23 protein-coding genes are annotated in these 21,704 nt (G+C 32.1%); 3 read left to right on the forward strand and 20 right to left on the reverse strand.

Features of this window, described 5'->3' with window-relative positions; genetic code table 11:
- Position 1 precedes the first annotated feature (1 nt).
- From OH806_RS06865 to OH806_RS06960, 20 genes are all read right to left on the reverse strand, one after another.
- Positions 2–478, reverse strand: a complete 477-nt coding sequence (locus OH806_RS06865; RefSeq protein WP_264742928.1) for a hypothetical protein — start codon at positions 476–478, stop codon at positions 2–4.
- A complete protein-coding gene (locus OH806_RS06870; protein WP_264742929.1) occupies positions 478–855 on the reverse strand; it encodes a 3-hydroxyacyl-ACP dehydratase in 378 nt (125 codons plus the stop codon). The genes OH806_RS06865 and OH806_RS06870 overlap by 1 nt, the downstream gene beginning before the upstream one ends.
- Positions 856–876: 21 nt before the next feature.
- Positions 877–1,512, reverse strand: coding sequence for a hypothetical protein (locus OH806_RS06875; protein ID WP_264742930.1), 636 nt, complete (start codon positions 1,510–1,512; stop codon positions 877–879).
- A complete protein-coding gene (locus OH806_RS06880; protein ID WP_264742931.1) occupies positions 1,478–2,104 on the reverse strand; it encodes a LolA family protein in 627 nt (208 codons plus the stop codon). The genes OH806_RS06875 and OH806_RS06880 overlap by 35 nt, the downstream gene beginning before the upstream one ends.
- Positions 2,101–2,853, reverse strand: coding sequence for a polysaccharide deacetylase family protein (locus OH806_RS06885; protein WP_264742932.1), 753 nt, complete (start codon positions 2,851–2,853; stop codon positions 2,101–2,103). The genes OH806_RS06880 and OH806_RS06885 overlap by 4 nt, the downstream gene beginning before the upstream one ends.
- Before the next feature lie 253 nt (positions 2,854–3,106).
- On the reverse strand, positions 3,107–4,168 hold the full coding sequence (locus OH806_RS06890; RefSeq protein WP_264742933.1) for a beta-ketoacyl synthase N-terminal-like domain-containing protein: 1,062 nt from the start codon (positions 4,166–4,168) through the stop codon (positions 3,107–3,109).
- Positions 4,165–5,364: a beta-ketoacyl-[acyl-carrier-protein] synthase family protein gene (locus OH806_RS06895; RefSeq protein ID WP_264742934.1), complete on the reverse strand. Its 1,200-nt coding sequence runs from the start codon at positions 5,362–5,364 to the stop codon at positions 4,165–4,167. The genes OH806_RS06890 and OH806_RS06895 overlap by 4 nt, the downstream gene beginning before the upstream one ends.
- 81 nt (positions 5,365–5,445) lie before the next feature.
- The gene (locus OH806_RS06900; protein ID WP_264742983.1) at positions 5,446–5,706 is read right to left on the reverse strand and encodes a phosphopantetheine-binding protein; all 261 of its coding nucleotides are present in this window, start codon (positions 5,704–5,706) and stop codon (positions 5,446–5,448) included.
- An 83-nt stretch (positions 5,707–5,789) separates the two neighbouring features.
- Complete coding sequence (locus tag OH806_RS06905; protein WP_264742935.1) at positions 5,790–6,329, reverse strand: 3-oxoacyl-ACP synthase; 540 nt, start codon at positions 6,327–6,329, stop codon at positions 5,790–5,792.
- An 11-nt stretch (positions 6,330–6,340) separates the two neighbouring features.
- Positions 6,341–7,513 (reverse strand): beta-ketoacyl synthase N-terminal-like domain-containing protein, encoded by a 1,173-nt coding sequence (locus OH806_RS06910; RefSeq protein ID WP_264742936.1) that lies wholly within the window; start codon positions 7,511–7,513, stop codon positions 6,341–6,343.
- Positions 7,513–7,938 (reverse strand): acyl-CoA thioesterase, encoded by a 426-nt coding sequence (locus OH806_RS06915; protein WP_264742937.1) that lies wholly within the window; start codon positions 7,936–7,938, stop codon positions 7,513–7,515. Before OH806_RS06915 ends, OH806_RS06910 begins: the two co-directional genes overlap by 1 nt.
- Positions 7,939–8,014: 76 nt before the next feature.
- Entirely contained in the window at positions 8,015–9,286 is a 1,272-nt protein-coding gene (locus tag OH806_RS06920) for an ABC transporter permease (RefSeq protein ID WP_264742938.1), read from the reverse strand.
- Complete coding sequence (locus OH806_RS06925; protein WP_264742939.1) at positions 9,273–10,031, reverse strand: ABC transporter ATP-binding protein; 759 nt, start codon at positions 10,029–10,031, stop codon at positions 9,273–9,275. Before OH806_RS06925 ends, OH806_RS06920 begins: the two co-directional genes overlap by 14 nt.
- Before the next feature lies 1 nt (position 10,032).
- Positions 10,033–11,028 carry a BtrH N-terminal domain-containing protein gene (locus tag OH806_RS06930; RefSeq protein ID WP_264742940.1) on the reverse strand — a complete coding sequence of 332 codons (996 nt, stop codon included), beginning with the start codon at positions 11,026–11,028 and terminating at the stop codon, positions 10,033–10,035.
- A gap of 1 nt (position 11,029) precedes the next feature.
- A complete protein-coding gene (locus OH806_RS06935; RefSeq protein ID WP_264742941.1) occupies positions 11,030–11,434 on the reverse strand; it encodes a hypothetical protein in 405 nt (134 codons plus the stop codon).
- Positions 11,435–11,440: 6 nt separating this feature from the next.
- A complete protein-coding gene (locus tag OH806_RS06940; protein ID WP_264742942.1) occupies positions 11,441–11,884 on the reverse strand; it encodes an ABC transporter permease in 444 nt (147 codons plus the stop codon).
- Between the two features lie 5 nt (positions 11,885–11,889).
- On the reverse strand, positions 11,890–12,321 hold the full coding sequence (locus OH806_RS06945) for a hypothetical protein (RefSeq protein ID WP_264742943.1): 432 nt from the start codon (positions 12,319–12,321) through the stop codon (positions 11,890–11,892).
- Positions 12,321–13,460, reverse strand: coding sequence for a beta-ketoacyl-ACP synthase III (locus OH806_RS06950; RefSeq protein WP_264742944.1), 1,140 nt, complete (start codon positions 13,458–13,460; stop codon positions 12,321–12,323). The genes OH806_RS06945 and OH806_RS06950 overlap by 1 nt, the downstream gene beginning before the upstream one ends.
- A 1-nt stretch (position 13,461) precedes the next feature.
- Complete coding sequence (locus OH806_RS06955) at positions 13,462–14,376, reverse strand: dialkylrecorsinol condensing enzyme DarA (protein ID WP_264742945.1); 915 nt, start codon at positions 14,374–14,376, stop codon at positions 13,462–13,464.
- Positions 14,377–14,418: 42 nt separating this feature from the next.
- Entirely contained in the window at positions 14,419–18,072 is a 3,654-nt protein-coding gene (locus tag OH806_RS06960; RefSeq protein WP_264742946.1) for an MMPL family transporter, read from the reverse strand.
- Positions 18,073–18,251: 179 nt separating this feature from the next.
- On the opposite strand from OH806_RS06960, the gene OH806_RS06965 reads away from it, so the two are divergent.
- From OH806_RS06965 to OH806_RS06975, 3 genes are all read left to right on the forward strand, one after another.
- Positions 18,252–19,388 carry an EpsG family protein gene (locus OH806_RS06965; protein ID WP_264742947.1) on the forward strand — a complete coding sequence of 379 codons (1,137 nt, stop codon included), beginning with the start codon at positions 18,252–18,254 and terminating at the stop codon, positions 19,386–19,388.
- Between the two features lie 76 nt (positions 19,389–19,464).
- A complete protein-coding gene (locus OH806_RS06970; RefSeq protein WP_264742948.1) occupies positions 19,465–20,508 on the forward strand; it encodes an acyltransferase family protein in 1,044 nt (347 codons plus the stop codon).
- Positions 20,509–20,779: 271 nt separating this feature from the next.
- Positions 20,780–21,703: a glycosyltransferase family 2 protein gene (locus OH806_RS06975; protein ID WP_264742949.1), complete on the forward strand. Its 924-nt coding sequence runs from the start codon at positions 20,780–20,782 to the stop codon at positions 21,701–21,703.
- Position 21,704: the final 1 nt, after the last annotated feature.

Raw genomic sequence — 21,704 nt, forward strand, 5'->3', positions numbered from 1 at the left:
TTTATTTTAATGTCGCTCTTTCTTCAGCCGTAATGGTTTTAGATTGGGCTGCAAATCTTTTAATATAGTTTTTTAAGGCTGTATTTTGTTTTCCGTAATTGTTAAGAATGAAAGTTTTATCTTCTTTAAGGTTTTTATTGTACCCTACAATTTTCGGAATATTTTCCTGCACACTTAATCTTATCAATCTCAATTCAATATTATTAGGATTTGATTTGATAATATTTTCAAGATTGGTTGCACCTGTTTTTACTAAAGCTTTTCTGTTTCCTTTAGTTATTTTGGCTTCCATGATTTGAGCGGCAGCTTTGTATCCCGTTATGATAACATCAGAACCAGATTGTTTCTCTGCTATATTAATAAAAGCTTGTGTATTTGCATTAGACAGATTTGCTTTTGCATAGCTGTTTCTCAATTCGTCTAAATCTGATTGAAAGAATATAAAAAAAGCTGTTAAGAATGATAAAAGCAGTTTCATTATGCCAATTTTTTATAGTTTACTGACATTTTTAATGCAATTGTCTCGCCAAAAGAAGTTGTATTTTTTACTTTTATTTCATCTTCATTTTCATTTATATCCAGTTGAAGCTTTAAAGCAGGAGTTTCAAAAGGATTGATAATTGCCATGAATTTTACGTTTGAAGCCGTTTTTAGAAATAGTTTCTTGCCTGTGAATTCTTCTGTAAGTTCTTTTACAATCTGCATCATACAAACACCTGGAGTTACCGGATTTCCTGGAAAATGACCCTTGAAAATATCATGGTTTTTATTCAAATTAATATTGGCAATAAAACCTCCGTTTTCTGCCTGTTCGTATAATTCTAAAGTATAAAAGTCTGTAAGAATTGTCTGCATAAATTATTTTTCACTTAAAAATTATTCAACATCTGTTATCTGAAACAGTTTGATATTGATTTTGAAATCTTTATGTTGAATGTCTAAACTATCTGCGAAGATATGTTTTTTTGCATCAAAAGTAAAATCGATTTTTTCCTTATTATTTTTGGTGTAAACAATTTGGTTTAATAATCCATTTTCTTTGTTGAAGAATAAATAATGTGCTTTGTTATCAATTTTTGAAAGATAAATTTTAGAATTATTATTCTCAAAACTTTCATTTACAGGATATTTCTGTTTTAGAAGTAGTTGAAAATCGTTTTTAAGAAAATTAATTACAATTTTTTTATCCAAATCGGGTAAAACGTAATTGAGCTTGAAATCGTTATCAGAAATTTCAAAATCGATTAATTTATTCCCGAAATCCGAAGTCATGGCAACACGATGTGTCGTTTCGTTTATTTTTTTGATGATTACAATTCCGCTTATGTGATTTTTATAAATATCCATCTGACATTTATACACATAATCTTCATTGGAAGAAAAATATAAGTTTTCGACTGATTTTTCAGAGCTTGAAACAGGTTTTGCATCGGTTAACTCATATGTTTTACAGGAAACACAGAATAAAAGGATACAACTATAAAGAAAACTCTGACGCAGAAATCGGTGCATTGATTTTAGTGTTTTTGAAAACAATATTGGTAGTATCTCCTGATGCTTCTGTCATATTTACCTGAGAAACAGTTGATTGGTTTTTAGGAAAATGAAGCTCGATTTGTTTAATATATTTCAGTAATTGAGCCGATTTCGGGATGAATTTAGCAATGTTGAAATTACCGTTTTTGAAATAACTTACAGAAAACTCAGGGTCATTGAACATTTGCCCGTTGGAGCTACCTACAATTAATTTGTTGATTTTTTCAAATGTTTTGCTTTTTGCATCCACAGAAGATTTTTTCCCCTGATCGTTGATGAAAATCTTATTATCCTTAAAAACAATGCTATACTGATAAGGTTTTGTATACTTCCAACTCAGCATATTGGGTGTTTTCAGAGACATTTTTCCTTGTGTTACAATGTTTTTATCCAAAAAATCCATTTTTTTGGTTTGGGTAAAATCACTTTGTAATGTTTTTATTTCTTTTGTTTCTGATGAAACTTTTGCCACAAATGCTTTTGCTTCAGCTCCCGACATTGCCGTGTTTTGAGCAAAAAAGAAACTTGAAACTAATAAAAATGCTCCAAAAGCAATATTTTTAATCATTTTTTATTGATTTTTATGATTGAATCAACCGTAAAAGTTGAATAATTTTTCTGTTTCAAAAATAGCAATAAATCTACCAAAACGTTGTAGGTTTTTTCCGAAGTGTCGTGAAGCAGAATTATGCTTCCTTTTTTTATATCTTTAGTTACTCTTCGATAGATTTTTTTCTCATCAGCAATAATGGTATCTAATGAGCGAACATTCCAGCCGATGCTTTGTTTATGCGTTTTTTTGATGGCTTTTGCAATATTCGGATTGGTAACTCCGAAAGGTGGACGGTACAAATTGGTGGTAATGTTCCCAATTTTTGAAATAATTTCATCACATTTTTCAATTTCTTCAATCATTTTTGAAGTTGATAAAAATCCGGTATTGTTGGAATGTGATAAAGTATGATTTCCAACTGTATGACCTTCTGCAATGATTCTCTGAAATATTTCAGGATATTTTTCAATTTGTTTTCCGATACAGAAAAAAGTAGCTTTTACCTGATTTTCTTTTAAAATATCCAAAAATTTGGGTGTAAATTCAGTAGGACCGTCATCAAAAGTGAGAGCAACCTCTTTTATTTTTGTTCTTTTATGAGTTTTACTGTTAACGAAATAGCCTAGCTCAATATCGAAAGAACCCCAAATCACAACTGCCGAAAAAACTAGAAAACCTAATAAATAGACCCAAAAACTTCCGTGAAATGCATAAATAATAACATTACACAAAAGATAAAATAGTATAAATGGATAATGTTTCATCTTTTATTTTTTTAGTTTTGATCTAAATTATTTTCAATATGTTTCCCATTCTGTCATCCTGAATGTAGCAAGGGGGAGAAAAGAATCTAAACTTAATGTTTCAAATTTAACCATTAAGTTATTAAGGGTATTAAGAGATTTCTCCTTCGTCGAAATGATAAATATATTGTTTGTCTTGTTAAGTTAAATACCTGTATGAGCTGGGAGTATTTTCAAAATTTAGAATAAAATCTTTATCCTTTTTATGCTAAAACTAAATTCTTTCCAACAGAACCAAGCTATGGTCATTTCCTCCTAGATGATTATACAGAAGTATACTCTTAATCTCTTCTTTTTTTACAGAGTTGATCATCATTATTTCCGGAATTTCTTGCGTCTTAAGGATGTGACAAGCCATGAAAGTAGAAAAACCACTTGCTGTATTGAATTCTCCGCTTAAATGTTTATAATATAGTAACACAGAATTTTGAAATAAATTCATCGCTTCTGCATAATAAACATCAGATTGAGCGTCTCCGCTAAATCCTAAAATAACAGCATCGATTTCATTGTTTGTCAAATTATTTTTAGCTAAAAATTGTTCGATAAATTGTTTTGTTTCGTACAAATCTAGTTTATTGCTAATTTGAATATCATTTAATTGAGCGTAAGAAGTCGTTGTTTTGTTTTTTCCAACAACAAAGAAGCTAGCTCCTTCACCCCAAATCACCCCATTTGTTGTCGAATGTATGTGATCTGCGGGTAAATTTTCTTCTTTTTTTATGGTATTGTTGAGCTGATACAATTCCATTGTTCTGTCGGTTTGTTCGTCTGTTGAACCTACCAAAATATTTTCAGCTTCTCCGTCAATAATTTGAAGTTTAGCATCTAAAAATGAAAACTCTAGAGAGGATGAAGTGTTCACATAAGTGAAATTATAGGCATGACATTGCAATCCTAGCGCGATTTGTCCTGCAACTGTATTGTGAGTTGACTGGATGAAAAATGTCGGAGTCAAAAATTCTTCATTATTATTAATCACATTTTTCAAAAACTTTTCAGAATCTTGAGAGCAACCCATTCCTGTTCCTACAATAATGGCATCAGGATTTTCTATTTCTGCTTCTTTTAAAGCGTAATGTGATGCTACTGTGCTCATTTTTACAGTTTTAGACATTCTTCTAATCATTGCAGGAGGGATGAATTCTTTGTAATTGGGCTCAATAGCTTTGAGAATCTGAACTGAATTTTCAGATTTCAGGTTTTGGAAAAAATTCTCGTTTAAAGTGTCCTGAACAGAAATGCAAGACGCACTGTTGATATAAACTACGTTCATGATTTTGAGAAAATTAAGGTTGAACAATTTCCTCCAAATCCAAATGAATTGGAAAGAACATGATTGATATTTTTTTCTTTTAATTCTGTAACAGGCATTAAATCAAATTCTTGCATCTTTGTTTTGAAATTCAGATTAGGAAAAATGCTATTATGTTGAATAGCAAGTAATGAATATACCGCTTCAATTCCTGCTGCAGCTGCCAAAGTGTGGCCTGTAAATGCTTTTGTAGAGCTGAAATCAGGAACTTTATTTTCTCCAAAAATTCTAATCATTGCAATTCCTTCCGATAAATCGTTATTTGGAGTTGCTGTTCCGTGAACATTGATGTAATCAATGTTTTCTTTATTTAAACCCGAAATTTTCAAGGCTTTTTCCATTGCTAAAAATGCACCTTGTCCGTTTTCGGAAGAGGCAGTTTGATGATGTGCATCATTGGCATTTCCATATCCTGAAAGATAGCCCAACACTTTTTTGTTTTCTTTTTTTACAACTTCATCAGATTCTAAAACGATGAAAGCTGCTGCTTCTCCTAAATTCAGACCTTTTCTGTCGTTGTCAAAAGGTGTGTTGTAAGAGTCGGTAAGAATCATCAAGGTATTAAAACCATTCAGTGTAAATTTTGAAAGAGAATCTGTTCCGCCAACAACAACTCGGTCTAAAACACCATTTTTTATCAGTTTAGCACCCATCATTATTGCATTTGCTGCCGATGAACAGGCTGTACTGATAGTTGAAACCATACCTTTTAAGCCTAAATAATCCGCAATTGCCAATGATGAATTACCAGCATCGTGAGAGTCAATATATTTTTGCTTTTCAGGGAAATCTTCGTAAGTATAGAAATATTTTTCGGTGATATCCATTCCTCCAACACTGGTTGAAGAAATCAAGCCGGTTCTGTATTCGTTAATATTTGAAATTTGAGAACTTTCTACAGCTTCTTTTGCAGCAATCATTCCTAATAAAGCGGTTCTTGTAACATTGTTATCTTCATTTAGCTGAAGTTTTTGTGCCAATTCTTCATTAGTAAGTTTTATTTCTCCTGTTTTTATATTTCCAGCATGACGGGTTTCAAACATCTGAATGTCCGAAATACCATGTTTTCCTGTTGTGAGAGAAACAAAATTTTCCTCCACGTTGTTTCCGATGGAGGAAATGATGCCCATTCCTGTTATGGCAATTTTTTGACTCATCTTTTTATAATATACCAATGTATTAATCTAACAGTGTAACAATTTTGGTACATTGCTAAGTTGATACACTGTTAGATTAATTTATTTTGTTCTGTTTTCTTCGATGAATTTCGCCATTGTGTCGATAGATGCAAAAATTTCTTTTCCTTTTTTAGGGTCAGAAAGCTTGATTCCGTATTCTTTGTCTAAAAGAACGATAAGCTCAAGAGCATCAATAGAGTCTAACCCAAGACCTCCTCCAAATAAAGGGTCTGAATTTTTGATTTCTTCTACTGCAACGTCTTCAAGATTAAGAACTTCGATGATTTTGTGTTTTAATTCTTCTTTTAAGTTTTCCATAATTTTTTTAATTTGATAATGTACCAATGTCTCAGCTTATTGATTCTGAACTGATTGTTACATTTTTATACTGTTTTATTGTTATATTACAAAGTAAGCAAATATACAAAAGCATTATAATTTTCCTGAAACAATTCTACCCAGCCACATAATACTCTGTCTGCCTTACCTGATTGCAAAATTTGCCATGAATAATCATTCAAAAACTGTTCATCAAATTCATCCAAAACAAAAAAAGCATTTTCCGTCTGCATTTTGTGCTTGATACTTATTTCACCAACACAAATATTCGGTAAGGTATACACAAAAACGGCAGGGCTCGGGAAATAATTCTCCTGAGAATTGATGCTTTCCTGATATTTAAAATCTGTGTCTAAACTGGATGATTTGTTGGCAAAAACAAGAGCAGTTCTACTGTGGTCATCATCTTTTAAAATCATTTCGGAAGCAAGAAAAGCGAGTTTACTCAAATTATCCATTTTATGAAATTTGGGATAATTTAATTCTAAATTTTTATAGGCTTCTTTCGCAAAGTGTGAAAAGTTTTCAGCTTGTGTTTCAAAAATAATTTCGTTGTCGAGAACAATTTTTGAATTTTGTATGGTGCAAATGTTCGTTTTCTTCATGATTTTTTCTTTTAGCATTTTTCTAAAACAATTGCAGCATTACATCCACCAAAACCTGATGCAGTTTTCAGAATATATTTGATTTCGACATTTTTATTTTCTTTAATGATATTCAAAGGTTGGGATGTTCCGGGTTCTTCAAAATTTTTAGATGGAATTAAAGTATTGTTCAAGGCACTTTCCATTGAAATAATGCTTTCCAATAAGCCTGATGCACCCAAACAATGTCCATAATACCCTTTCATACTGTTTAAAGGAATATTTTGTAATTCCATTCTGTTGAATGCGATGGCTTCCATCTCATCGTTATATATTGTTGCTGTTCCGTGTGCAGAAATGAAGTCTAAAATTTCTGATGAAACTTTGGCCTCCGTCATTGCATTTTTTACACTTGCATACAATCCGTCACCAGTTCTGGATGGTCCTGAGATATGGTTGGCATCATTGATGGCAGAATCTCCTAAAACTTTAAAACAAAATTTTTCGTTTTGTGAGATTGCTTCGTCACTTTGTTCCTCGCAATGACTTGTAATATAAACTGCTGCTGTCGCTTCACCAATATTGATTCCTGTGCGGTTTTTATCATACGGTTTGCAAGGTTCTGAACCGATAGCTTGAAAAGAGTTAAACCCTGAAATTACAAACTCTGAAATCTCGTCTCCTGCTACCACAAAAGCGTCCTTATACTTTCCGACCTGAATCATATTTTTGGCAATACCAATTGCCATTACTCCAGAAACACAGGCGTTTGAAATGACAATGGGTTTATTTTTAAATCCAAAAAAATCGGATATTTTCTTTGCCAAGTTTGAAAGATAAGCTCCTTCTGGTAAGTTCGTCTGATTTTTGAGTAAACTTACATTTCCTTTTGTTGTTGATAGAATAAAAGCTGTTCCCTCTGAAATTTTATGTCTTTCAACTAAAGGTTTCAGACTCAACAAAAACATTTTTTCCAGTCTGGTGAAATCTGTAATGTCATTCTGAGCGGAGTCGAAGAATCTGTTAAACTCTTCATTCAGCTTTTCAGAATCAATCATCGAAACATAAAAAGCCTCCTGGTTTTCTATGATTTTATGCAAAGCTACTCCTGATTTTCCTTCCAAAATGGCATTCCAATTTGAAGAAACATCAAAACCTAAAGGAGTGACGCAATTATAATCTGTGATGTAAATTTCCTTCTTCATTATAAACCCATTTTATCTTTCCAAGCCTGAAAAAACTCAGGATTATACAAACATAAATTGTTGTCCGAATCCAAAAAAACCTGAATAGTTTCTCCTGAGCAAACCAATTTATTGTTTCCGTTAAAAAGTTCGTATCTGTAAATTAACTTAGCTGAAGTTGAATTCACGAAAGTGGTAACAATTTTGAAAGTTTCCCCATATTTCAAAGGGAGAAAGTGTTCACAAGTGCTTTTTACAATCGGGGTAACATATCCTGCTTTTTGAATGTCGAGATAAGTGAGCCCGTGTTGGCGTCCGAAAGCCTCTCTTCCATCTTCAAAATAAACAATATAATGACCATGCCACACAATTCCCAAAGGATCTGTCTCGTTGAATCTTACACGAACTTCTTCCGTGCAGCTTAATATGTTTTCTTTAGACTGCATTTTGCTTTCTTCCAGTATTTTTATTGTTTTTATAGGACGTCAGGAAACTCCCAAGATAAATAGTTTTCATAAATACTTAAATACTATGGAGTTTTCTTTCGTAAATTAATGAAATAGTAACCATTGCAAGATAAAATAAAAATAAGAAAGTGAGCTCTTTGGTAATTCCGCCAATTCCACTGTTTCTTAAAATGATGTCATAATAGGCATTCAATCCCCAATTCATAGGAGAAAATTTTGCAACAGTCTGCATAAATTCCGGCATTAAAAATACAGGAACCCAAATTCCTCCAATTGCTGCTAAAACCACAACAGAGGTTGCTCCAAACGGTGCAGACTGTTCCTGAGTATTTGCAATAGTTCCTAATAAAATTCCAAAGCCAATTGCCGCCAAACCTGAAAATAAAGTGACTGCAAGAAGTTGGAACATTTTTCCGGTAACATCGAATTGTGGCAAATCCATATAAGGGAAAAGATAGACTCCTACTGCAACCATCAATAAAAACTGAATGATACAAATAATAAGATAAGTAAAAGTTTTCCCTAAAATATGTATAAAATAAGGAGTAGGACTGGTTCTTATTCTTACACTCGTTCCCTGGCTTTTTTCTTTAACCAAATTAATAGACAAAGGCACCACAATAAAGAAAATGGCAAATAACGCCCAAGCTGGAACATTGTGCTGAACGGAGTTTGGCATTACTTCCATTTCTCCTTTTTTGGGAGTAATTTCTTTAAAGCTGATTAAGTTTTTATTTTCTTCAAGGTTTTCGGTAGTTCCCAATTGGTCCTGAAAAGCCTTGTAAATCTTTTTATTTTCGATTTCAAAAACCATTTTGTTCACAGAATTCATCACAGAATTTTTGAATCCTGCATTGGTTGCAGGGTCGAAATAGAGGTGAATTTCTTTTGCTTTTATTGCAGCTGGTTTTTGTATGGCTACAGAATCGCTTTCCAACCCAAATGAGCTAACAATAGTCTGAACTTTAGACTCAATATTTGAATTTAAATCTTTCGTCAAATTTTGAGGAATAACGATTGCCATTTGATAATCTCCTCCAAAAACGGCTTCTTGGGCAGATTTTTCATCATAATTGGTCAAAAGCTGGAATGTTTTACTGTTTTCCAGTTCCTGTTTTATGCTTTTTGAAACTTCAGATTTATCGTTATCAATAAAAATAATCGGGATTTTTGAACCTTCCAGATTTTTAAAAGTAGAATCCTGAATCAAGGTAACAGTGATAATGAGAAGCAAAGGCATCACAAAAATGATGACAATTCCTCCGATATCTCTTTTTAGCAAAAGGATTTCTTTAATGAAACTTCTCCACAGTTTATACAACAACATCTCTTAATTCTTTTCCGGTTAATGAAATGAAAACGTCTTCCAGGTTTTCTGCGTTTGAAATTTGTGAAACAAGTTCTTCAGGTGTTCCTACAGCATGAATTTTTCCTCCATCAATAATCGCTATTTTGGTGCAAAATTCCTCCGCTTCTGAAAGGTGATGTGACGTATAAATGATACAGGTTCCGTTTTTATTAAGCTCTTGCAGAAAATCAATAATCACTTTTTTTGACTGTACATCAACACCAACGGTAGGCTCATCCAAAAATAAAACTTTCGGATTGTGAAGCGTTCCTGCAATAAGATTGCAACGGCGTTTCATACCACCGGAAAATTGTTCAACTTTTTTATCGGCAAACTTTGTTAATCCCATTGTTTCAAGTGATTGTGCAATAGATGTTTTCAGTTTTTTATGTGGAATACCGTACAAACTTCCGAAAAACATTAAGTTTTCTCTGGCAGTTAAAGTTGGGTACAATGCATATTCCTGAGGAACGATTCCGATGATTTGCTTTAATCTGAAACTATCTTTTTGCGGAGATAATCCATTGATTGTAAAGTGTCCTGAGGTAGGTTTTATCAATCCGGAAAGCATAGAAATTAACGTTGTTTTTCCTGCTCCGTTTGGACCAAGAATTCCGTAGATTTCGTTCTTTTCAATATTCAACGAGATATTGTTTACAGAAAAATCATCTGCATTTTTATATTTTTTATATAAATTTTTAATCTCAATAATGTTCTCTGCCATGTTAGATAGCTTTTCTTAATTTTTTGTAGAAAGCCTCTTCCAAATCAGCAATATGAAGCATTGATTTTGAAAGTTGGTTATAAATATCGCTTTTTGAGTTTCTGTTTTTGTAAACTCTGGCAATATCTACTGCGAAATCTCTCCAAAGATCTCCGATTGCTGTAATTTCTTTCGAAAGTTCTTTTAACTGATCATTTTTAAGAATCATGGCTGCTTCCTGTAAAAAAGCACCATAAATAAACCTGAAACCACCTCCTCCTGTTCCGATTTCCTCCTGCATTCTGATTAGCTGTCCCAGATAATGATTAGTGACTTTTGTTCCTTTTTTTTCTGCCCATTTCGGGATACTTTTTGCAACCCATCTCATTGCTTTTACACCAATTAAAGGAACAGGAGCCAACATATTTTTGCAGGTGTCTTTAATTCCTTTTTTGATGGCTTCTTCTAAATTTATATTTTCAGGAATGAAAATAGGGTAGTACATGTGCCCTTTCGGTGGAAGAGCTCCTTTCGCATATCTCACTTTTTCCAGCTCTGCTTCGGATAGAGAAGTTGTGTAATCCATCACAGGATCACTGATTAAAAATCTGCCGTCTTCTTTCCCATAAACCACCAAATTGTGTGCGTTGAAATGGAATTTATATTCTTCAGGAAAATAAGTAAGGTTGAAAACACCAACCTGTAAACCTGTAGGGATATTGTTTGCCAAATTTCTCTCTAAAGCAGTCTGTGCTTCTTTAGGATTTGAAAATTTTTCTCTTTTAATTTTAATTCCCAGTCTTTTTGCAGCCTTACTAAAAATAGCACCCGGCATCGGACGATAACTAAAACCAGGGGCAAAATTTACTTTTAAAAAAGGTAAATACACAAAAAATAATCCGGAACCGATTCCGAAAATCATAGGTTCACTGAGTTTTAAACCTTTATTAAGTAGTAAATTGGATGCAACACCGTTTTCGCAATGGGCGGTTTGATGGTGTTCAAAATTAAGCTTCATTTTATTTTCCGTCGAAATTTTTTAATTCATCCACTGAAATCCCGAAAGCATCGGCATATTTTTTCAGTTTAGAATCACTTAGTTTTTTAAAAATTGTTGGTTTTGAGTGTCTTTTCACTGTCCATTGCCACATTCCAACATAAGCAGCGAGAACCTGCAAATCCATTTTGTTTAATTCCATAAAATAAACAATTGGGCTTACAATATTGTTAGCAACATTTTGCTTGGCTTCTGCAATTCTTTCATTAATCAGCCCCATCGATTCGTCCAATGCGGCTTTTTTTGCTTCCCAACCTATGCTGTTTGCTGTTGTATAATTATCGTTTTCGTCAGTTACATACAATACTTCGGTCATGTTTGCTGACTTTAGGTTGCTATCATCTTGAGGAAGGTCTTGTTTTTTCATTTGTTTTCAGTTTTTTACTTCTTGAATAAACAAATTAATTTCAGCTCTGATTAATAATTCATCGTTATTAAAAGTTTCACAAAAAATATTGCAGATATTTTCAAACTGTGAAATCAGTGATGCTTTTGAAATGATTTTATCACCTACTTTTGGCAATGCAAAAACTTCAATCTTTTTAATATTGGTAATGAAACCAATTACTTTCGTATCTGCTTCAGGATTTTCGAAGAAACTCTGTCCCAAAATCGAAGAGCAGGTTTGAGCCATATTTTCAATAAGTCCGGCTTCCACAAATTCATTATTGTGTACGAAAATATTGTTTTCTAAAATTTCAAAGGAAGTCACAACTTTTTCTTTGGTCAATTCTAAAATATTGTCAGCCATCAGCATTGGAGCACGATGTGGCAAGAATTGATGTATACTGATATTGTCGTTTTCCTTGATTTCCATTACAATTATTTTACAACGGTTTTCATTTGAGAATTGGCAATAACTTCACCGTTTAATTTTGTGAAGATATCCACTAATGTTACTCCCATGATTTCACTCAGAATTATAACTTCTGTTTCCAAAACATCACCAACTTTTGGTAATGAAGTGGTTTCAAAAGTTTTGATAGCTCCGATATAACCTGTCGGAGCTTCTTTTCCTAATAAATAATATTTGTACCCGGTGTGTAAAGCCACACTTTGAGCCTGATGTTCTACTAAGCCTGATGCTTGAAAAACTCCATTATGAACAAAAATATTTTCCTCTTTTATTTCAAATCCAGAGACCAATTTATTCTCAGAATAATCTGAAATACTGTTTACCATTACAAAAGGAAATCTTTGCGGAATTAAACTTTCCACAAAATTTTGGTCAGATGTTGGCAATTTGTTTTCCATTAGCAAACCGTTAATAATGCACAAGAATATGCAAATCTTCCACTTTCAGGAACACAAAGAAGTACTTTTTCTCCTTTTTTCAATTTTCCCGAATTCATTAATTCTTCTAATGCTACGAAAATAGAACCTGCGCCGATATTTCCGATTTCAGAAAGATTGTAGAACCATTTTTCCCAAGGGAAGTCTAATCCAACGTTGGCAAATTCGTCTTTTAATCCTTCTTTAAAATAACCAGATGAAATGTGAGCTAAAACATGATCAATAGATTCCGGATTAAGGTTGTGCTTATCGAAAGATGATCTTAAACTCTCAGCTCCTTTTACTAAAATATATTTATCTAAAATTTTAGTGTCTTGTTTTAAAGCAAAGATTGATTGTTTTAACCATTCATCTGAAGGGTAGTCTGCCCAGGATTTTAAACTTCCGTCTTCTTGTTTTTCACAACCAGCATACATACAAGCTTCAATTTCATGAGCATATGAATAGAAATCAATCCATTCTATTTTTAAATTCGTTGCGTTTTCTCTTGGTTTATTTTCTAATAAGAAAGCACCTGCTCCGTCAGAAAGCATCCACCTTAGGAATTCTCTTTTGAAGGCGATAATTGGTCTTTCTTCCAATAAAATTAAGTTTTCTGCTTCATGGTTGAATTTGTCAGCCGTCATCCAAGAAGACATTCTCTCAGAACCTGCACAAACGGCAGCTTCCTGTACACCTGCCTTTACAGAAAGGAATCCGTAATTAAGGGCATTCATGCCTGAGTTGCAGAGACCTGTTGCGGTATTAATTTCGATAGATTTTCCGATGTTTAATTCACCATGAACCATAGAAGCATGGGAAGGCTGAATCTGATCCGGAGAAGTAGTTCCTACGGATAGTAATTTCATATCTTCTTTTTTGAAGTTTTCATCAAAAAGACCTTCAATAGCTTTTGCTGTAAGCTGTGCATTGGTATGGGTTGGGTTTCCCTCTTTGTCTAAGGCATAATATCTTGTAGTGATTTTGTTGTTTCTTAAAATAAGAGACTTTGCTTTAGATTTAGCACCATTTATATAACCAAGATACGTTTCCATTTCATCATTAGAAACAGGCTCGTTGGGTAAGTATTTTGATGCTTTTGTTATAAATACGTCGTACATTCTATTTTAAATTAATTCCTTGTAAATATTTTTTCTGTTTTTGTCTTTTAAACCAAAAAATTGGAGTTGTCAACAAATGTAAAACTAAAACAATTGGTGAAATAATCCATATTGCAGCCATCAAATATACCTTAAAGAATTTGATAAGCAATGGTCGTTTTTCTTTTTTCTTGATGATAAGGTTTGACCAAACGGTGAAAATTTTGTTCCCAACTTTTTCTACTCTTACCAAAAAAGGTCTTATCTCTACGGCTCCGTTTTTTACCAAATCTGGTTGTAGGGTCATTAAATCATTATTTTTAAAATGGTTTTCAATGATTTCTCCATATTTTACCGAGCCTTTTATTTCTTCATCTGAAACTCCGGCAGCGGGAAGTATTCCTGATTTTTCTTTTTGCCCTGTTGTCAGCCAACGCAAAATAGTTAATACACTCGTATAGTTGTCATGTCTGTCTACCAAAGCTATATTTCCTACAAGTTTGGCCTTCATATCTCTTAAATATACTTTAAGTTTTTCCTGAGAAAGCATCCACATATTTCTTGTTCCGGAAATGGTAACTATCTGTGTGTCTTTCAAGATTTTTTCTGCAAAACCACTTTTCAAGAATGAAATAATAGGTATAGATGGCGTTAAGTACCAAACCTGATATCCAAAAATGATGAGGTCGTATTTTTTATTCAATATTTCATCCGATGGCGGAAGAATTTCTTTGGGAATCTGAAGATAAGATTCTGGGAATGTGTTGAAGAAAACATCATTCGGCCAAGGGAAAGGAAAGTCTTCTTTCAGTTGTATATTGTAATAAGTAACGTCATATTTATCCTTTTGAGATTCAAAAGGTTTAGCAACATTCCTTACAATATCTTCCAATTGACCGGTTTGAGAGTAGTATATGACGAGTATATTTTTTCGCATTAGTTTTTTTTAGCGTTTACAAAAATATGATTTTCAGATTTATTATTTAGTCTTATATATTTTTAATGATTCTGAACTGTATTCCAAAGTGTAATTACCGTTGAGTAATGAATCATTTTTTGTATTTACATAAATAATAGTTTCTGGGAGTTTTGTAATTTCACTTAGATTGAAATTTTCATCTGAAACCAAAAGTACATCAGTTTTTTTATTGACATCTGAAATGCTGTTTATATAAGTTATCTTCCTATTTTTTACTACATAATTATGCGCTGCAACTTCTCTTTTTTCTTTGTCATTAATTAAACTGAAAACCCTTCTACTTGCCTGTTGAAGAGTAAGAAGAACATCTTTCTGACCATAATCATCTGCAATGTGAAGAATCACAGCATCATTTGCAATGTGTTTATTCAATTCAAAATAAGCTGATTTGTTTCTGTTGAAATCTTCTTTTACAGCTTTCACTACTTCATTTTCTTTATATAAAAAGCTTAAAAATAATTTCTTTTTGAAGTAATTTTCATCTTCAATTTCATTTCTCAATTTTGCGAACTGCTCTCTGAAATAAGCATTGATTTTTTTAGTTCTTTCAGAATAGTTTTTACCAAAATTGGTGTCGTCTTTATCTACTCTTTCGCCAACTTTTACAGTAATACTTCCGTCATAAATTACGAAATCACCTTTTGGTAATACTTCCGAATTTCCATGGATATAAACAGGAAGAACATCTAATCCGAATTCTTCTGCAATATAAAATGCTCCTTTGTGAAATCTCTTGACGTCATTTGTATAAGAACGTTCAGCCTCCGGAAATATCATTAATGAATAACCTTCATCTACTTTTTCTTTTAGTTTATCCATCCCGTTTTCGATACCTTTAGAAACAGGGAAGAAGCCAAGTGCTTTTACCAATTTTCCGAAAACAGGAGAGTCATACACCCAATCATTAACTAAATAAACAATTTTATGGGTTGCCATTGCAAGTGCTAAAGTGTCTAAAAAAGAAGTATGATTGGCAATAATTACAGCCGGTTTGCTAAAATTTTCATTCGGGTTTTTAATAACTGTTTTCTTTACAAAAGGAGTAAGATGCAAAACAGATTTCAAAAATAACGCAATAACCTTTTTTATGCTGTCCAGTGTTTTTCCTTTTGCTTTTTTGATGAAAAAATGCCCGAAGAACGAAAAAATAAGTCCGCCCAATCCATAATATATGAAAGATAAAACGGAACGCATAAACAACCTGAAAGTAATTGGAGAAAGTCCTTTTTTTGCTCTGTTGGTTATTAATAATCTAAACCAAAACGGATATAATGTTGAGGTGATAATGATGACAGAGAACATTCCTATCAAAGCAACCAAAGCTAAGGAATGTAAAGCCGGATGTTTTGCAAAAATCAGAGAACCAATCGAAAGGATGGTTGTAAAAACTGCTAAAATAATAGAAATTCTATAAGTCGGAAGCTCATTTTTACCAGTTGTATGCTCTTTTTGTAGAGCCTTTGTAAGAAAAATACTGAAATCGTCACCGACTCCAAAAACCAAAGTACAAACAACTGTACTGAAAATATTCAGTTCTAATCCTAAAAAGTAGAGAATTCCCGCTGTTACAACTCCTGTCAATACAATCGGGAACATTGTAAGAAGCGTCAGTTCAAAATTTCTGAAGAAAACAATGATTGTTAAAATTATGGCTAAAAGAGAATAATTAATTAGAGTGTTAAAATCTCTTTTCAGTAACCCTAAAAAGTTTTCGTTCATCTGTTGACGGTCGATTGCCAAAGCATCATGCTTCTTTTCAATATCTTTAATGAATGCGTCTCTTTTATTTTCGTTAACTTTTACCACATTTGAAACGGTGTAAAAGCCATTTTCATTGCTTAAAAATTCAGAAATTTGTAAAGCTTTTACCTTTTCGTAGTCTTTTAGGCTTAAAGTTGTGTAATCTTTATTCAGATTTTCGTTGAATTGGTCGAATGCGGAACTATTAAACCCAAATTTATTTCCGTTATTTACTAATTCAGAAATCGTTTGACTTTTTTTATTAGTGTCCCAGAATTTTTTCCATTCGTCAATTTTTTGTTGCTGGTCTTTTTCGGAAAGTACAACATTTCCTAGGGAATTATAACTTAATATTTTGCCTTCCTGTTTTTCTTTTTCAAGAAAGCTGCTCAATTCAGAATTTCTTGTCAGAGCTTCACTTTCAGAATTTCCGTAGGATATTGTATAAATTGATTTTGAAGTGATGTCGGAGAGTTTCTCAAGTTTTTGTTCACTTATTTTTAAGTCTTTTGGGATGTAATTCAAGTCTCCAATATCTTCATTAAAGCCAACATGTCTAAAACCGAAAAGACAGGCAATGATAATAATGGAACATCCAATAATCAAGGGTTTATTCTTTTCATAAGGATAAGAACCTATTTTATCAATAAAGTTTGTGTTGACCTCCTTTTCATTTTTCTTTGGTTTGTATAATTGGGGAACAATAATGAGTGCTGAGATTGAGGATAAAATCACTGTGATTGCGGCAAAAAGACCTAAATCTTTCAATGCTTCAGAGCGTACAAAAACCAAGCATAAAAATGAAACAGCCGTTGTTGCACTGCTTAGAATAATTGGTTGAGTGATTTCTTTGTAAAGCTCTTCTATATTATTGTTGTGCTTATAATGGGTGAGAATATGCAGAGCATAATCAATTGTAATCCCAATCAGAATAGCTCCGACACTCAAAGAAATTGCTGAAATTTTGTCTTTAATAAAATACAAAATCAGCAAAGCCAGTAAAACGGAAAAAACTGTCGGAAGAAAAACAATGATAGGTGTAAAAATGTTTCTGAAATAATAAATCAACAAAATCAAAAGTACCGTCATGGAAATCATTACTGTATTTTGAATGTCTTTTTTGATTTGTTGAGCATTAGCAACAGCAATTACAGGAGAACCAAAATAGCTGATTTCGGTTTTTCCTTTGAATTGATTGTTGAGATTATCTTTTATTTCATTTAACTGATTTACAAATAGTTCATTGTTTTTGGTGTCGTTGCTTTTGTTTTTCGGGTCAATGAAAAGCAGAAGGCTTTTTCCGTCTTTAGTAACGATATAATTGTCTTCAAGTTTGAAATCTTTGCTGATATTCAATGCGTTGAGTTTCTTGATTCCTAAAAAAGTGATTCCAAGAGGGTCTTTTTTAATAAAATCTTTTGTTACTAAACTTGTGGGCGAAACCAACGAAACGTAATTGTTCTCAACCTGTTTTGCAATGCTGTCTTTTTCAAGTTTTCTTTCAATTTCCTTGTAATCGTTTTCATTTAAAAATAAAGGAAGATTCTGATTTACAAAGTCAAATGTTTCTGAAATTTCATTGTCGTTTACTTTTCCTTGAACAGAGCCAATATATTTTTGTAAAGGTTCAATTTTATTTAAAAAAGCATCGGCGGTTTCGGAAAGCTGAAAGTTGCTTTCTTTCGATTTGTTTTCAATGATGACTATGATTTTATCCGAAAAGTTAAGTTGCTTTAAAACTTTTGCAGTAAGATCTGATTTTTCGTTTTTGGGAATTATTTGATTGATATCTTCTTCAAAATTGATTTTTGAGGCAAAAAATATACACAAAATAGCAATTCCGACTGCTGTAAGTGCAGAAAGAAGCCTGTTTTTGGATATCAAATAATATAAAAATACAAAAAAACGATGCATTACATTATAAAAATCAAGTTTGCAAATTTAAATTTTTAAGTGTTAGTTCAAAACATTTAAGCATAAGTTTTCACTGAAAATCAATAAAATATTCTAGGGGAAATAAAAAAAAAATCTACTTTTGCAAAAGTTCGACACTGATGATTTAAAAAATTTATAAAGATTCATAATAAAAAATAATGAGTTTATTTCACCCATATTTTCTGATAATAATCTTTTTCCTCATAATATTTAGTTACCAGGAAGTTTTTCGAGGGAAGGTAGATAAAAAATACCTTTATTATCTTGGTGGTTTTATGATTCTTGTTGCTGGTTTTCGTGATGCCGGTCCAGACTATGGAAGTTATAGAGCGATCTATGTATATTCTGATACTGTAGATTATGTAAGTATCATTTTTAAAGCTCTGCATCTGGAGAGTCCGCAACCTGTGGCTATAGAATGGTTTTATCTGTTGATTAATAAGCTGATGCTTAATATTTTTAATGCGCCATTTTACATGCTTACTTTTGTTGTGGCGTTATTAGCAATATTCTTTAAGGTAAGATACATTGAAGACAATACATTTTATCCTTTTACTTACATCTTATTTATGTTTATTCCGGGCTTTTTTGTAGGAGAATGCGGACAGATGCGACAGAATTTAGGAGTGTTTATTGTATATTTTGCAGTAAGATTTATAAAAGAAAAAAAACTGTTTTATTATCTTTTATGCATTTATTTGGCGGGAGGAGTTCATAATGTTTGTTATGCATTTTTACCAATGTATTGGATAGCGCGTATTCCCGTAAATAAAGGAATTATGCTTGGAGCAATTTTAGCTTCGATATTAATGTCACCTTTTGAAGTCTATCGAGTTTTTGGAAGTTTTATGGATAGTATAGCTTCTGATAGTGTTGTGGTTGGAGGGTTTAATGCTTATATGGAAGAATCTGTAGAAAGACTTAATGGAGCGATTGGTATTCCCGAAGTAATGACCGCCATTCTTACCTTCTTTTTGTTTTTCTTTGACACAAAACTTAAAGAAAAATATCCTTATTACGAATATCATAGGAATTATGCTCTTGTAGGTATCTGTTTTTACTTTATTTTTAGAAATAATCCTGTTTTCTCGTCTAGGTTGGTAGGAGCATTTACCGGATTTGGGTCTTTTGTTATTATTAACTCATTATATGTTGTTTCTAGTAGAACGAAAGGACTTGTTTATGGTTTTATTGTGTTTTTATTTGCCTTTAATTTTGTTGTTTTCTCTTCCTTTAGGAATATTACTGCGGGTAGATTTACAATAGATCTTTATCAGAATTTTTTACTTCCGTAGGGTAGTATTAGATAAATATGCTGATATATTTATAATTTTTTTGACATCAAAAAAATATAAAAACATAAATAACTGAATGAAAAGAATTGATTTTTTAGATGGATTCCGTGGAATAGCAATTTTGCTGGTGATTTTGTATCATGGATATTATATTTGGTTTGATCATTTGCCTTTTGGAAAAAAATATGCAGATGTTCTTTTATTTAAATATGGTAATCTTGGTGTTCAACTTTTTTTTCTTATCTCAGGGTTTGTAATTTTGATGTCATTAGAGAAAACGAATAACTATTTTAAGTTTTTAAAAAATAGATGGATACGCTTATTTCCGTCAATGTTTATTGTTTCTTTTATTATTTTCTTTACAGCTTCTTTTTTTCATGAAAGACCTTTGGGGATTCCTCCTTTGAAATCCCTTGTGCCTGGTTTGGTGTTTATTAACTCCAGTATTTTGGAGGCATTTACCCGAATTGATTTTCCGATTTTAGAAACATCATTTTGGACGATTTATCTTGAAGTAAAGTTTTATATCGTTTTCGGGTTGCTGTTTTATGTATTTGGAAAGTATAAGGCTGTATTATTTAATTTTTTAATATATATTCTGGCTTTGGTCCTGACTTTCATTTCTGCACAATATCAGATAAAACTGAATCCTATTCTAGGAGGACTCATAGATACATTTATTCAGTTTGGATGGTTTTCTGCAGGAGCTGTAATGTATTTGTATTTCGTGGAGAAAAATAAAAAATATTTATATTATTTCGTTATAATGGCGGTTATGTCTATGTTGTCTGTGTATGATAAGGCAACATTGGGAATGGTTGTGTATATGGTTGTATTGGCTTCATTGTTTGGTCTTACATTTCTTTTACCAAATCTTCAAAAAATTATTGCTTCAAAATTTTTGGTATTTATTGGCTTTATAAGCTATCCTTTATATCTCATACATGAAAACATGTTGATATCTCTAATTATTAAAATTAATAAGAACTTCCCATTTATTCCGGATATTGCTCTTCCTATAATAGCTACATTATTTTTAGTACTAATATCTTATATAATAGCAAAGGTAATAGAGCCGCCAATTCAAAAATTTTTAAAAAAACGGTTAAATTTTAAATAGTCGTTTTAATTCTTTGTGTGTGTTGTATTTTTGATAGTTTCCCCAAACAAGACTCTCTTCTAAATGTGTAGACCCTAATCGGAAAAGGTTGTTTTGGATAGGTTGTAGTGGGAAAATGTTAACCGTCGGCATTGATGCGGTTTTATTTATAGTAGTTTTTTAGTATTTTTACCAAAAATTTATTAAATAAAATGATGACTGAAAAAAATATTTTTAATGGGATGAAATATGCATCCGTGAAAGTTTCTCAACAAAAAACATTATTCTTCTAATGGAGTCTCCTAAAATAGCCGTACTCGTTCCCTGTTATAATGAAGCTTTAACCATTGGAAAAGTTGTAAGCGACTTCAAGACCTTCCTCCCCAATGCAGATATTTATGTCTATGATAATAATTCAAAGGACGAAACGGTAGCAATTGCAAAAAAAGCAGGCGCAATTGTTCGTCATGAGAAGAGACAGGGCAAGGCAAATGTTGTTTTTAAAATGTTTCGTGAAATTGAGGCCGATATATATATAATGATCGATGGTGATGATACCTATCCTGTAGATTGTGTGCAGGAAATGATAAATCAGTTTATTGATAATAACTGTGATATGTTGGTAGGAGACAGGCTTTCAAATAATAGTTATAAAAAAGAAAATAAAAGGGCTTTCCATAATTTTGGGAATAACCTAGTTAGAAATCTGATAAATATATTCTTCGGGTCAGAATTAAAAGATATCTTGTCTGGATATAGAATTTTCTCTAGAAAATTTGTAAAAAATTATGCCAGCACAATTAAAGGTTTTGAATTGGAGACTGATCTTTCAATTTATTCTCTTCACAATGGGTTGGCAATAGAAGAATATTCTATAAATTATAGAGACAGACCGGAAGGAAGTGAATCGAAACTGAATACTTTTACGGATGGATTCAAGGTTATCAAACTTTTCTTTAATCTGGTAAGGCTTTATAAACCATTGTTGTTTTTTGGTGCAGTCGCTGGGATTTTGTTTATATTGGGGATGTTATTTATGATTGTACCCATCAAAGAATATTTTGATTACAAATATGTATATAAAGTGCCAACTCTTATATTTTCTATAATGTTGATTATTGTGTCATTACTTTCTTTTATGACCGGACTTATTTTGGATAACATTAGTATAATTGATAAAAAGAATTTTAGAGTACGATATAATAGTACAAAATAAT

The sequence above is a fragment of the Chryseobacterium oryctis genome (genome assembly GCF_025971925.1).
GTDB classification, from domain to species: Bacteria; Bacteroidota; Bacteroidia; order Flavobacteriales; family Weeksellaceae; genus Chryseobacterium; species Chryseobacterium oryctis.